13 protein-coding genes are annotated in these 13,978 nt (G+C 46.7%); 2 read left to right on the forward strand and 11 right to left on the reverse strand.

Annotation, left to right across the window (positions count from 1 at the left end; translation table 11 throughout):
* Window positions 1–85: 85 nt before the first annotated feature.
* On the forward strand, window positions 86–409 hold the full coding sequence (locus tag AC0VXY_RS20880; protein WP_475526433.1) for a hypothetical protein: 324 nt from the start codon (window positions 86–88) through the stop codon (window positions 407–409).
* Window positions 410–486: 77 nt separating this feature from the next.
* Here the strand turns inward: AC0VXY_RS20880 and AC0VXY_RS20885 are convergent, their stop codons facing one another.
* The 10 genes from AC0VXY_RS20885 to AC0VXY_RS20930 all read right to left on the reverse strand — a co-directional run bounded on the left by AC0VXY_RS20885 (window position 487) and on the right by AC0VXY_RS20930 (window position 10,433).
* On the reverse strand, window positions 487–1,827 hold the full coding sequence (locus AC0VXY_RS20885; protein ID WP_475526434.1) for a hypothetical protein: 1,341 nt from the start codon (window positions 1,825–1,827) through the stop codon (window positions 487–489).
* A complete protein-coding gene (locus tag AC0VXY_RS20890; protein ID WP_475526435.1) occupies window positions 1,820–2,386 on the reverse strand; it encodes a sigma-70 family RNA polymerase sigma factor in 567 nt (188 codons plus the stop codon). Before AC0VXY_RS20890 ends, AC0VXY_RS20885 begins: the two co-directional genes overlap by 8 nt.
* A 255-nt stretch (window positions 2,387–2,641) precedes the next feature.
* Window positions 2,642–3,589: a formimidoylglutamase gene (hutG, locus tag AC0VXY_RS20895; protein ID WP_475526436.1), complete on the reverse strand. Its 948-nt coding sequence runs from the start codon at window positions 3,587–3,589 to the stop codon at window positions 2,642–2,644.
* The gene (gene hutI / locus AC0VXY_RS20900; protein WP_475526437.1) at window positions 3,567–4,850 is read right to left on the reverse strand and encodes an imidazolonepropionase; all 1,284 of its coding nucleotides are present in this window, start codon (window positions 4,848–4,850) and stop codon (window positions 3,567–3,569) included. The genes hutG and hutI overlap by 23 nt, the downstream gene beginning before the upstream one ends.
* A gap of 1 nt (window position 4,851) precedes the next feature.
* Window positions 4,852–6,522 carry a urocanate hydratase gene (gene hutU / locus AC0VXY_RS20905; protein ID WP_475526438.1) on the reverse strand — a complete coding sequence of 557 codons (1,671 nt, stop codon included), beginning with the start codon at window positions 6,520–6,522 and terminating at the stop codon, window positions 4,852–4,854.
* Entirely contained in the window at window positions 6,515–8,047 is a 1,533-nt protein-coding gene (gene hutH / locus AC0VXY_RS20910; protein WP_475526439.1) for a histidine ammonia-lyase, read from the reverse strand. Before hutH ends, hutU begins: the two co-directional genes overlap by 8 nt.
* 226 nt (window positions 8,048–8,273) lie before the next feature.
* Window positions 8,274–8,720: a hut operon transcriptional regulator HutP gene (hutP, locus tag AC0VXY_RS20915; protein ID WP_475526440.1), complete on the reverse strand. Its 447-nt coding sequence runs from the start codon at window positions 8,718–8,720 to the stop codon at window positions 8,274–8,276.
* Window positions 8,721–8,942: 222 nt separating this feature from the next.
* The gene (locus AC0VXY_RS20920) at window positions 8,943–9,425 is read right to left on the reverse strand and encodes a hypothetical protein (protein ID WP_435989009.1); all 483 of its coding nucleotides are present in this window, start codon (window positions 9,423–9,425) and stop codon (window positions 8,943–8,945) included.
* A 100-nt stretch (window positions 9,426–9,525) separates the two neighbouring features.
* Window positions 9,526–10,098, reverse strand: a complete 573-nt coding sequence (locus tag AC0VXY_RS20925; protein WP_475526441.1) for a transposase — start codon at window positions 10,096–10,098, stop codon at window positions 9,526–9,528.
* A gap of 146 nt (window positions 10,099–10,244) precedes the next feature.
* Window positions 10,245–10,433, reverse strand: a complete 189-nt coding sequence (locus AC0VXY_RS20930; protein ID WP_475526442.1) for a hypothetical protein — start codon at window positions 10,431–10,433, stop codon at window positions 10,245–10,247.
* A gap of 196 nt (window positions 10,434–10,629) precedes the next feature.
* Between AC0VXY_RS20930 and AC0VXY_RS20935 the strand changes: the two genes are divergently transcribed.
* Complete coding sequence (locus AC0VXY_RS20935) at window positions 10,630–11,043, forward strand: helix-turn-helix domain-containing protein (RefSeq protein WP_475526443.1); 414 nt, start codon at window positions 10,630–10,632, stop codon at window positions 11,041–11,043.
* A gap of 128 nt (window positions 11,044–11,171) precedes the next feature.
* Here the strand turns inward: AC0VXY_RS20935 and AC0VXY_RS20940 are convergent, their stop codons facing one another.
* Window positions 11,172–13,676: an NEW3 domain-containing protein gene (locus AC0VXY_RS20940; RefSeq protein WP_475526444.1), complete on the reverse strand. Its 2,505-nt coding sequence runs from the start codon at window positions 13,674–13,676 to the stop codon at window positions 11,172–11,174.
* Window positions 13,677–13,978 lie beyond the last annotated feature (302 nt).

Consider the following 13,978-nt stretch of genomic DNA (forward strand, 5'->3'; position numbering starts at 1 on the left):
TATCCCCTGTATTGCTTTGTGGTGCCAAATACCCGAGCTGTAAAAATTTGATAGGATAAAAGTACAATAAAAGAAAGGGGGCTTCATGATGAAAAGCATAAGCATGAAAGTAAATCCTCTATATTCTGATGTAGATTTGTCGATTGTATTTCAGTTCGAATTTTCCAAAGGTGATTGTAAGGTCGGGGAAGCCATGGTGTCTACGTACTCCATGAACAACAGTGTAACCTATCGAAAGTCCCTACATGTTTCAGCAGCAAAAATTGATAAGTGTGCGGTCATTGATCAGTTCGATATTATCGGAGACCTTGAAGATCTCTGTATGAAAAAACTCCAGCATTTCCTTAAAGTCATTGGGATGAAAGAAATACATGCCGGTTATGAGTTAAATAGAAAAGAGAGTATGTAACTGCGAGTATTTTTTCGCATAGAACAAAAAAGGTCCATCCTACCCGGATGGACCTTCTTTCATGGAAATGGACCTTATTATGGTGATTTCAGCCCATCCGTCCAAATGATTTCTGGATACCCCCACTGATTTATGGGAGAAGGCTCATTTGTTGTGGTCACATAGCTTACCCCCGTATCGTAATACCCATCTATACTATTCTCGATATGGACAATATAGGAGAAGGTATTCCATAGAGTTTCTTCCTTCTCTTCACTAGAAGCATCTGTCAGTTTCTTCAGGAAAGTGTGAGCGATGTGTTTCATTTCCTCTTCGGTTGTTTCTTGTGGAACGACGATGTTAAATTCCAATGGATCCTGTTGAGATCGCAAGAGGACCTCGATCGCCTTGGTGTTATTCACCACTTCTTCTCTCGCTTTATCAAACCACTCTGTACGGAAAACCACCTTTTCCTCATCACCGAGGTACTTTACATCTGAACTGATCGTAGCAGGAGAACCATCTTTTTTCATTAAGGAAATGGACGTAATAAATGAGCTCCGATCAATGGTTTGTACCCCTGCCTCTGTATATGGTTTCCCTTTATTTTGTCCGTCAAGATTCAATGTCACCATATAGTCACCATAATAATACTTAGCGGTAAAAACATTACGGGTTCCATCATACGCATAATAAGGTTCTCCCAGAGATTCAATGACCTGCTTTAGCGTATATACAGAGCTGATATTGGCTCGAATCTGTGATAACTTCCTTTCTTCCTCATGATATTGAAGGAGGTAATTTTCCACTCGGTCATAGTCTTTGCCGACTTCATACCTATTCTTATATTGCGCCTGGATATCATCCATTGAATCGCCTATTGTAAAAGGTGTTCCCATGAATGTTCCTTTCCCGGCTTCCTGTTTGAACACTTCAGGACGATTCAAAAGGTCTGTGAAGTCATAGAGGGCTAAAGGCACTACTTTATCAGCTTCAGGTGTCTCTTTCTGTTCTTCCTTTTCTTTTCCTTTTTCTTCGTTCTGCACTTCTTCTTCCTCAAATTCTTTCGTTGTTTCATTTTCTTCTATTTTTTCGATAGGGTTTGCTGACCTCCTTGTCAAGGCTTTTTCATCTTTTATCTGCTCTTCTAACTCGTCAGTAGGGATAAATGTAAATTGATCTTCCGTCTCTTCTGTTTCGTTCTCTTTCACCTTTTCATCCTGGAATAGATAACTGCTCGTTAAAATGGAGAAAATGACGATGAAACACAGGGGAGCTGCAATGTTTACAAATATCGTTTTAATTGAAGATTTATGTTGATGTTGTTTTTCACTTCTGATTTTTGTCATGATGGTTCTTTTTTGACTAACAGGAGTTATTTTCTGAAAAATTTCCCTTTCAATTTCATTTTTGATATTTTGGAATGGGTCCTTATTCATTTGATAACCTCCCCCCCATTGTTTTCTTCAGTTTCTCTCTCCCACGGTCCAGTCTCGTCCGGACGGTAGAAGGGTTGATCCCAAGCATATCGCCGATTTCCTGTGTGGTGAGTTCTTCATAATAATATAAAAGAATGATTTCCCGGTACTTGACGGGCAAGGCCAGTATATGGGATGCGACTGAGTCATTTGCTTCGTTTGACATCAATTCCTCTTCCGGAGTGACGGTCGTCGATTTGTTCAGAATCTTATGGAATGTATGTACGACTGTATTTCTTCTAAAATAAGCTGAACGCTTATAATCTTTACACTGGTTAATTGCGATACGGTATATCCAGGTTTTGTAAGAAGAGTGTTGATTAAACTGCTGTAATGCATGGAAAGCCTTAATGAATACCTCTTGGGTAATATCCTGTGCTGCTGACCAGTCCTTCACATACAAGTAGGCCAATTTGGTCACCTGCATTTCATACTCATCAATCAAATCTTCAATCAACCTTTCCCTGCTTACCTCCATCTGCATCACTCCCCTCTTCTCCTGCTGCCACGCTTCTTCCATCTTCCATCCCCCTTGATAATCCGGTTGCCCCTGCATAATCCGCACCCGTCAAGGTCCGTCCCTCATCGCTTTGAGGGACGGACCTTTATCTGTTTAATTGTAATGTATTATTTTACATTTTTGTAAGTTTTCTTTTTTCTTCCATTAGACGAAGGTGGAAGGGTGGGTGTCTCAGAAATTTTATCTTTTTTCTGCACCAAATGAACTCATCCATAGAAAAAGCTTTGGAAGCGGGGAGCTTCCAAAGCTTTTTTGTTATTTTGATAGAGTTTCAAGAATAAGATGGGCCGCCACCCTGCTCGTCATGTCCCTGATGTCGAGGGTCGGGTCGATTTCGACAATGTCCATGGTATGGACCAAATGGTGCTCGAGTGCAGTCTGGACCGCTTCAGTAAGCATATCCGGATGCATCCCCCCTGGGCCAATTGCCGGGCAGCCGGGAGCGAACGCCTGGTCGAGGACGTCCATATCGACGGAGAGGTAGATGGTGTCGACTTGGGATTCTAGTTGGGTGAGAGATTTTTGGATGAGTTTGGTTATCTGTTGTTGTCTGACGTCCTTCATCGTATACACCGTTACACCCTGCTCGATGGCATAATCATGGTATGCTTTCGCATTGGCGTAGTTGCGGATGCCGATTTGGATGAGATGCTCTCCCTGGATGTGTCCACCTTCTAGTAATCTCCTGAAAGGGGTCCCGTTGGTCGGTCCTCCATCCTCGGTGTTTCGGAGGTCATGGTGGGCATCGAATTGGATGATGCCGACCGTCCCCTTCGTTTCCTTGATGGCTTTGACCGTAGACGTAGTGATGGAATGGTCGCCGCCCAGGATGATGGTGAAGGGTGCCGCGTTGGTATTCGCTGCTGCTTTCGTTGATTCATAGATTCGTTGATGTGATTCTTCTATGGACGTCGGGTGCATGGAGATATCGCCGAAGTCGATGATCGTTTTTTTGTCTTCTGCGAGGTCCCTCCCTCTTTCAATGTTATAGGTTGTGAACGAGTTCAGGCACCGTCTGATGGCGTCCGGTGCGATGCTTGCTCCTGAGTGGGAGATGGAGGGTTTGGAGAGAGGGGCGCCGATGATGGCGATGTCCCCTTTCTTTCCCTCTTCCCAAGCTGTCAGGAGTTCTCCTGCTTTCGTTGTGTAACGGTCTTTGAATTGTGCTTTTCCAGCCGGCTTAATGTGTTGAAATATGCTCATGAAGCTTCTCCTTACGGTAGATGATACATCCGTCTTTCATGACGGTGTTGGTATGGTTGACCCCGTAGTGATATGGAACGTAATGATAGTTCGGGACATCCCAAAGGACGATATCTGCTTTACGGCCTTTGACCAGCTTTCCTGCCGAGTCTCCCCTGTTGATAGCGTAAGCAGAGTTGACGGTTACGGCGTTCCAGATCTCTTCTGGCGTCATTTTCAGCTGCAGGGATGCCAGATTCATAATGAACTGCAGGTTCTCCGTCGGTGAGCTGCCCGGGTTAAAGTCGGTGGATAGGGCGACGGCCGCTCCCGCTTCGAGCATCCCTCTTGCGTTGGCGTACTTCCCTTTGTTCAGGTAGAAGGACGTTCCTGGCAGGAGAACGGCGATCGTGTCGGTTTCGCCCAGTGCCTGGATGCCTTTGTCAGATGCCCCTACTAAGTGGTCTCCGCTTGTGGCTCCGATTTCCGTTGCCATTTCCGTTCCGCCGAGAGGGTCGATTTCATCGGCGTGGATTTTGACGGAGAAACCTTTTTCTTTTGCTTTTTTCAGGAACCCTCGTGACTGCTCGACGGTGAATACGCCTGTTTCACAGAAGATGTCGACGAATTCAGCGAGCTGTTCTTTTTCGATGTCGTTTAATAGGTCCAGCATTTCTTCTAAAAATTCATCGGGGCGTCCTTTGAATTCCGGTGGGATAGCATGTGCTCCCAGGAATGTGGAGACGATTTCTGCAGGGTGCGTTTCGTTTAGTTGTTTGGCGACTTTTAGCTGTTTCAGTTCTGTCTGGCGGTCAAGACCGTATCCGCTCTTCGCTTCAACTGTTGTGACTCCGTATGAAATCATCCTGTTTAGATGGAAGCGGGCTTTCGTTAGTAATTCCTCTTCCGATGCTTCACGGGTGGCTCCTACTGTTGACAGGATGCCGCCTCCACGCTTCAGGATTTCCAGGTAAGGAACTCCCTGCTGCTTGAGTGCCATTTCGTGTTCACGGGAGCCTCCGAAGACCAGGTGCGTGTGCGGGTCTACGAGACCAGGTGAGACAAGCTTCCCTTCTGCGTCGATTCGTTCCGTTGCTTTGAGGGATTGCGCTTCCTCATGCGTACCGATCCAGGCGACAAGTCCGTCCTTGATGGCAATGGCTGAATCCTCGAGTACGGGAAGCTTGCTCATCGCCTCCCCTTTCAGAGGTCCGTCCCCATGATCCATCGTCAGGAGCTGGCCGATGTTGTCGATGATCGTGTCGAATTGTGTAGTGGTCATCTTATTCTCCTCCTTTGTTCATTGGGATGTGGATGTTATGTTTTTCGGCTGTTTTTTCTGCAATATCGTAACCTGCGTCGACGTGGCGGATGACACCCATACCGGGATCGGTTGTGAGGACTCTCTCAAGACGTTCCTCGGCAAGGTCCGTCCCGTCTGCCACAACGACCATTCCGGCGTGTAATGAGTAGCCCATTCCCACTCCGCCGCCGTGGTGGAAGGAGATCCAGGAGCCGCCTGCCGCGGTGTTGATGAGGGCGTTCAGGATTGCCCAGTCACCCACCGCGTCGCTTCCGTCCTTCATGCTTTCCGTTTCACGGTTCGGTGACGCAACGGATCCGCAGTCCAGATGATCACGACCGATGACGATCGGTGCTTTCAACTCACCGTTTTTCACTAATTCATTGATGGCAAGGCCCATCTTCACACGCTCGCCGTAGCCCAGCCAGCAGATGCGGGAAGGAAGCCCTTGGAATGCCACTTGCTCCTGTGCCATATTGATCCAGCGATTCAAGGCTTCATTTTCAGGGAAAAGCTCTTTGATCAATCGGTCCGTTCTGTAGATGTCTTCCGGGTCTCCGGATAGTGCTGCCCATCTGAATGGTCCTTTTCCTTCACAGAATAATGGGCGGATGTATGCCGGTACGAAGCCAGGGAAATCAAACGCATTGTCGACTCCTTCATCCTTCGCGACCTGACGGATATTGTTGCCGTAGTCGAATACGATGGATCCACGGTGTTGGAATTCGAGCATCGCTTCCACGTGTTTTGCCATGCTTTTTTGTGACAGGGCCGTGTAGGCTTTCGGGTCCTGTTTGCGTAAGTCTGTTGCCGCTTCGAGTGTATATCCTTCTGGGACATAACCGTTGAGTGGATCGTGGGCCGATGTCTGGTCGGTGACGATGTCGATTTTGACGTCACGCTTGAGGAGTTCATGGTGAATCTCAGCCGCGTTTCCTAGTAAGGCGATGGATAGAGGCTTGCCCTGATCCCGCGCTTCATACGCCATCATCAGTGCTTCTTCGATGGAATCGGTTTTCACGTCACAGTATTTTGTATCGAGGCGCTTCTGGATGCGTTCTGCGTCCACGTCAACGGCGATCACGACTCCCCCGTTCATCGTGACGGCGAGTGGCTGCGCCCCGCCCATTCCTCCTAATCCGGCTGTGAGGGTGATCGTTCCTTTAAGGGAATTGTTGAAATGCTTCTTCGCAAGGGCCGCGAACGTTTCGTACGTTCCTTGCAAAATCCCTTGAGTCCCGATATAGATCCAGCTTCCCGCCGTCATTTGGCCGTACATCATGAGTCCCTTTTGATCAAGCTCGTGGAAGTGCTCCCAGTTCGCCCATTTCGGCACGAGGACTGAGTTCGATAGCAGGACCCTTGGCGCCGCTTTATGGGTTTTGAACACACCAACCGGTTTACCGGATTGGACGAGCATGGTTTCATCATTCTCCAAGTTTCTTAGCGTATGGACGATGGCGTCGAAGGACTCCCAGTTACGGGCCGCTTTCCCGATTCCGCCGTATACGACGAGCTCCTCAGGAATTTCCGCTACTTCAGGATCGAGGTTATTGTAGAGCATGCGGAGGACCGCTTCCTGCTCCCATCCTTTACATTCGAGGTCCGTCCCTCTTTTCACTTGTACGATTCGTTTGTCTGCCTTAACCATTTGTCGTTTCCTCCTTTGTTTTGGTTGGTTTGATCAATGTGCTCAGGGTTGTTTGCTGCAGCCACTGGTTGGCTTTTTCTATGTCTTTCGAGAAGATACGGTCCTTCGTGATGGAAGGAATGATCTTTCTCGCTTCTTCGTAAAATTGGCGTGTTTTGCTGGCCAAGAGCTCCGTCCCTCGATGCTCGGCTGCCTGCAGGTTGCAGATTAGCTCGACTGCGAGGACTCTTCTCGTGTTCTGCAGGATCTGATAGGCGTGACGTGATCCGATCGTTCCCATGCTGACATGGTCTTCCTGGTTGGCGGATGACGGAATCGAATCGACGCTCGCCGGATGGGCAAGGGTTTTGTTTTCCGATACGAGTGATGCCGCGCAGTATTGCATGATCATCGCTCCCGACTGCAGCCCAGGCTGTGGGCTTAAGAAAGGCGGCAGATCATTCAGCTGCGGATTCACAAGTCGTTCGATCCGTCGTTCTGAAATGTTGGCGAGTTCTGCTATGGCGATCTTCATAAAGTCCATGGCGAATGCGATCGGCTGCCCGTGGAAGTTCCCGCCTGAAATGACCTTCTCTCCGTCATCAAAAATGAGCGGGTTATCCGTTGCCGCGTTCATTTCGATTTCGAGTTTTTCTTTTACATAGTCCAGTGCCTGCCAGGAGGCTCCGTGAACCTGTGGGATGCATCTTAGGGAGTAAGCGTCCTGTACTCGGAGCTCACCCTGTTTCGTTGTGAGCTTGCTGTCTTGCAGGTAATCTCTGATTCTTTGAGCCGTTGCGACCTGTTGAGGATATCCCCTTACTAAATGAATATCTTCGTCGAAGGCATCCATGATTCCTCTTAATCCTTCCAAGGTCAGACTGGCGATTATTTCACTTTGGAAGGCAAGCTCTTCCGCTTCCAGGTACCCGATGACACCCATTGCCGTCATCGCCTGGGTTCCGTTGATGAGTGCCAATCCTTCTTTCGCTTGAAGCTGGATCGGGAAAATGTTTTCTTTTGACAGGACCGGCAAAGTTTGTTGGACCTCTCCTTGATAATGGACTTCTCCTTCCCCCATCAGAGCGAGGGCCAGGTGGGAAAGAGGTGCTAAGTCACCGCTTGCTCCAAGTGAACCCTGTTGTGGGACAACTGGATGGATCCCTTTGTTCAGGAATTCCGCTAAGCGCTCGACCACGACCGGTCTAACTCCGGAATATCCTTTTAACAGAGCGTTACATCTCAATAGAAGCATGGCACGCGAAACGTTCTCCGGAAACGGATCTCCCACTCCACACGCATGGGAGTGAATCAGGTTGAGCTGAAGCTCCTCCACATCATCCGCATCGATCAGCACATCACTGAACTTCCCGAAGCCCGTGTTGATCCCGTACACCACACGCTTCTCCTTCACAATCTTCTCAACCGCCTCACGACTTTTCCGCACCCGCTCCATACTAAGCGGCGAAAGCTCCACAGGCTCCTTCCCATAAATCACCCGCTTCGCCTCATCCAAACTCAAACTACAACCCGTCAACTCCACCATCTTAATTTCCTCCTTCTTTAGGGACGGACCTCCGAAAAACACCTGAATTCGGCTCGTTCCCACTGTTTTATGCTGTTATTGCTGATTTTTTCTCTTTAACGCTTTAACCTACTGCGGGACGGACCCCTGTGTCTGCGTTCCCACACAAAAAGGAGGCTCGACCAACGACAGACTTCTGCCGTTGGTCGAGCCTCCTTTCAACTAATATCTCTAGGCTCTCTCTTATTTAAATATGATTAATCCCAAGGCCGATCGTTTCGTGCTCCAATCCCTTAATGGGTGCACCAATCGTCCCGTATAACGCTACTGCGATCCATTCGCCTTCCTCTTCACTTTCATACGGAGTCCCTCTCACAACCGAAAAGCGCAAGCCCACTGTCCGCAGGATTTCACCCAATTGGGTCTGACCGCGGGTGACCCCTGTCAGTGCTTCCATGATGGCGTGATACAAGGCATGCATCTCCCGGTACAGATCTTCCCGGACCAGGTCACTCCGCTTCGCCGCTGTTTCTATCGCGGCTACAATCTTCTGACTGTCCATGGAACCGACCTTACCGGTGCAGTAACTCCAATTCAGCTCATTGAAATGACGATTCCACTCTTCCTCTTCCCTGTCTAAGAGGAGAAGAAGCATGGCATTTTTTCCGATACGAGTATGATTTGTCTTATTCAAGTGGCATTCGCACCTTACATGAAAATTCTAAAAATACTAATAACTACTATTATTGTATGGTCTGAATCAGGAGAGGTCAACGAAAAAAAGAGTGATTTTAGAAACTTAGAGAGGTAGTTTGGTAGCGTGGTAAAGGGTTTTTGAAGGATAACGGCAGAAGAGCTGGTGGAGGTCCGTCCCTCAAAAAAAGACGTACCTGTTCAGGTTCGCCTCATTCCTCCTTTACTCTTCTTGTTTTTTTCCTTTTCCTTTGAATATCTGGGGATTGTTCATGAGGTAGGTGACGGTTCCGTCATCGGACTTCAGGCTTAAGTAGGATAGGATATCCTGTTTGTCTTCGCTGGAAAGTGGGCCGTCTACAGGGTACAAGGGCAGGATATTCAATCGCTCCGTTCCCTCCCGCTTTTCGAGTACAATCTTACAATCCTTTGGTGTGATGTCACCTATCCGTACAAACTTGAATGGGATGGAGTGATTCCGATCGACGGGAACGGCAAACAATGTCGTGAACCCGACTGTTTCGAGAATTTTATCCGAGTACATGATGCTCTCGAGCGCATGAGAGAATCCCGGCGGACGGTTCACCACGACTAACTTATTGTAATAATGCTGCCCTTGAAAAACGACTAAATGTTTTTTTGATTTCTTGACGATTCTTTTGGAAATGTGAAAATCCTCGAATACTAAAAGAAATTCTTTTCTCATACTTTCCTCCTCCTAAAAATAGGGATTTCGTCCTACTGAATATGAATTTCGACACCAACACCCAAAATCCTCTATATTTTTTCCAAAAACTTCTATTGTTTCACTTTTTAATTGTATTTTTATGGAGTTCTACTTTTTGTACGCCCTTTTCTACATACTCCTGATATCTGCTGATTTGAGGAGCCGGAAAATAATTGAGCGTGCGTTCCTTGGAAAGTAAGGGGTTATCAATGGAATGGATGTAGAAAGGATAACTGCTCCAGGGGTATGTCTCGGGGTGAATGGTGAGTTTTGCTTCAACTGGATTGTGGTGGATATATCTGCTGGCATTAATAAAATACGATGGTGTATCGATCTTGGTCGATCCATACCGCCCTTGGAACACATGCCCGACATAATCATATTTTTTATTGAAATAGACGGCGTATCGGGTGTGAAGGATACGGATGGACTTCTCCAGTGGAACATCGTGGGTTTCGATCAGCAGATGAATGTGGTTGGACATCAAACAGTAGCCGTGGATGGTAAATGGGTACTTTTCTTTCGTTTCCTGCAAATACGTTAAATACTTCTTGCGATCGTCATCATCATGAAACAGATCCTGCTTCCGGTTCCCTCTCGCCGTCACATGATACGTCGTTCCCGGACTCCAATTCCGAGGCGTTCGAACCATACCCTCACTCCTTCTCTCAATCTCATAATCTTACATTAAATCTATTCGACACGAATGCATAAAATCCTCTTTTTTATTGAGGGACGGACCTCTATTCATTCACAGTACCGTGTAAATGGAATGGGTAGAGAGGTCCGCCCCTCGTTCTATCTATCTCTTCTGTGGTCGTCTAGGTTGGTGATGCTTTTTGGTGTGTAGTAGATGATTCGCCGTTTACCGTGATGCGTTGTGCTGAACACCAGGTTGGATTCCGGTTTCATCTGGATCCATGTGATGACTTTCTTTATTCCCTTCGTAGAAAGGCCAGCCTCATCCCTATTATGTTGTTCCCCCATTCTATCTCCACCTTTACCCCCAATTCGACAAAATCACAATTATATTTACATTTTAATACGTTTTACTGTAAATTTGTATACTTTTTCCAAATTATATTGAAACGTAATCAGAATAAATATTTCAAAACGTGTAATTTCCTAATGCCTGCCCGTAAAACCTTTATCTTGAAGAAAAAAGGGATAGTCGGTGAAAACAATGGATCTACATGTAGAGTTACAGCGTTATCGCAATGATGTATTAGAGCTGACCCAGAGAGAAGCTGCCCTTCGCCTGAATATCAGCCAGGGGGCACTATCAAACTATGAAACCGGTGCAAGGGACATCCCCTACAAAATGCTGCTTACCTTTAAGGAAGTCTATAAAATCCCGACCCATGAAATGAACCGGATCATGTACGGGGAGGAGAGCGACAGCCTTGGACAAAGCCACGACCCCATGATTCTGAGAGAAACCTTCGAAGACGAAGAAACAAAAGAAATCCTAAAAACCCTCCAGGAGCATCCAAAATTCAAGCGAACCCTGTCATCCCTCTCCTACTTCACAGAAAAGCGCAAAGAAAAATTCATCGCACACGTAAACCACTTCTACCAGACGACGAAGGACTGGTAGAACTCCCGTGGGAGGGACGGACCTCAAATTTCCTCTTATGAGATAAGGAAAAAGCTTGATATAACAGCATTCCTTTTGAAATTCATGCATAAAAGTAAGGTCCGTCCCTCAAAGGACGGACCTTACTTTTAGTTGGTTTTTCCGTAGCTTAGGAGGTTGGTGAAGATTCGGTAGCCTCCTGGTACTCCTCCTTGGATTTGTCGGTAGAATACGAGGTTGGTGTATAGGTAGGTTCCTTCACCGTATTCGGCCATTAGGATGCCTCCGTCGAATGGCTCTTCGTTCGGGTCTGCCATGCGAACGAATGTTTCATAGCGTTCATCCCAATCCATTGGGTAGTATAGGCCTCTTTCTTGTATCCAGTTATCCCAGTCCGACCCGGTGATCGTATTAGGGTAATTGAATAATGGTGATTCCGGCTGCAATACCGTCACGTCCGCATCTTCGTCCGTCACTCTCCAGCGGATCGACGGGTTACCAATGGTTAACGGATATGGTGCTGTCGTATCTTTATCCCATCCGTCGTTCGGTTTATGGTATTGAACAACCAGATGGCCCCCGTTTTCGACGTATTCTTTCAGGCGTGGATTATTCGCGACCAGGTCTTCCCTGGATAAATAAGCACGGATCCCGGTCACGATCGTATCGTATTGGCTGAGATCTCCCGAAGCCAAATCTTCTTCCGTGAGGGATGTAATGTCCATTCCCACATTGCGGAGATAATCTGCCACTTTATCAAAGCCACTTTCAATGTAGCCTACTTTCAAGTTTTCAGGAGTCAGCAATTCAAACGCCACTCCGTTCACTTTAGAATCATACAAGTAATAAAACGTCCCGATATGGTCATAGCTTATTTCCTGGACCGTTGAAGAGAAGGTTTCACCGTCGACGACGGCTTGTGCATCCACCTTGAAATTCCCTTCACCGATGTCTTCCGGCGGAGTGAGTGTAAAGGTAACGTCTTTCTCTTCCTGTGAATTATCAAATTGAACCGTCACCTCTTGAGGGGATACCTCCCAACCTTCAGGGGCCGATAGCTTCACCTGTGAAGAGGCAGCTCCATTGCGATAGTTCTTCACCTTCGCTACCACCGGGATTTCGTCCTGTATTTCAGCCCGGTTAACCACGATATCCTCCGGGTTAAGGGTTATGCCTACATCAGGTAAGACAGCGATGGTTCCGTCCAGATTTTGGACGTGGGTCGATCTAGACCCGGCAGATTCAAAGCTCACTTTCGCCTGGATGGCCGGTTCTTTGTATGCGTGATAATAGTCAGCATCTTCCGGTACTCCTACGGTAAAGGTCATTTCACGCTCATCACCAGGTTTCAGGTCTACCGATTTTCCATTTTTGGCTACTTTCCATCCTTCTGGTGTCAGTAGCTCGACTTTCGCTTTTTTCAGCTTCTTTTCTCCCTCGTTGACCAGTTGGACGGTCACCTCTACATCTTGACCCTTTGTCAAAACATTGGTTTCTGAAGAAGCCTCCACGCTTAATTCCGAAGCGACAAAGCTCACAGTGTTCAACTGCTCTTTCTTCAAGGAAATCTTATGAAGCAAATCTTTCTTCATTTGATCATCAAGCTTTGCCTTTGCGGTTTTCTTCTCAAGTTTCTCTACTTCTTTTAATGCTTTCTGTGTTTTATTGAATGTTTCACCTCGATCAGGATAGCTTGAAATGATCCCTTCTAAGCTCTTTTGGAACTTAGTGAAGTGAACTTTGAGTGACTTCTCTCCCTTAGGCATCTCTTCTGCCCACTCTTTAAAATCATACGGGATCCCTTCGAAAAGTTCATCAGTGCCTGTCGTTTCTACAGTACTTTTCTCTAGGTTAAGTAGTGTCTGTCTTGGCTCGACCTCCACTTCACTCCCCATCCCCTGGCTCTTATGCATATAGCGGGATTGTTCCCCGATTTGCGGGTAAGACATTTCATAGATGGGATCATAATCCCCGACTTCTATGGATGTGGTGGCTGTGTCTTTTGATTCCGCAGGTAAATAGAATTTCTTCACCTGCCAAACTGACAATCCTTCTTTCAGTTGGTCCGGGAAAACATCTGGATTTGCTGCGTCCTCGAACGCACGTTCACTAAGTATGGAGATGGCGCGATGATGTCCATGTTGGGTGTCTGAGTTTCGGAAGGATGGCATTAGAATATCCGGCTGGTAGGTCCGGATGAACCGGATGAGCCTTTCGTAAGTGAGATCTTCCCCCCACTTTGCCAGCGTTTCATCTGGGGTCTTTGAAAATCCAAAGTCGTAAATCGGATCTGAGGTGGTTTCACTGAGGTGGTAGGCTTTTACGCCTGTAATCTTGGCGGCTTCGATCATTTCCCTGGAGCGGATGATCCCAAGGGCGTTCCCGAGCTCCTGGCCGATTTCATTTTGCCCGCCCTCTCCTCTATTCGCAATCAAGCTAGAGGTCTTCACTCCAAGGCCCCTGGATAAGTACGCAAGGAAATCGCTTCGCTCATCATCCGGATGAGCCCCTGTGTTCAAGAACGTTACCGTCGTAGCCAAAGGTTTAACGGCATTCCACAATTCTACATCATGCTCTTCTGAATGAACGACACCACTAAAAGGTAAAAAAGAAAGCACCAACAACAGCGAAAGCAAATAGCTCATAAACTTCATCGTGTAACCCCTTTCATTTTTTCAGGAATTTGGTTTACCGTTCAAACGCCCCTAACACTCCTTTCGTCATAGGTCTTTAGTATGTTAGTTAAATTACCTAACTAACTAAACCGACCAACCTCTTCTTATTATTATCACACAAGGATAATAATGTAAATAATTGTTTTACAGAAAATTCAAACTGTTGTCATATTACTTTTTTAAATGTTCATAAAATTAAAATAACTATTGTAACTTATTCCATAATAAGGTATATTTCTTGTTAATTAGTAAAGTTTACTAACCAAAATAAAGAAGGCCGT

The sequence above is a fragment of the Rossellomorea sp. QJM3NY_18 genome, assembly GCF_056173145.1.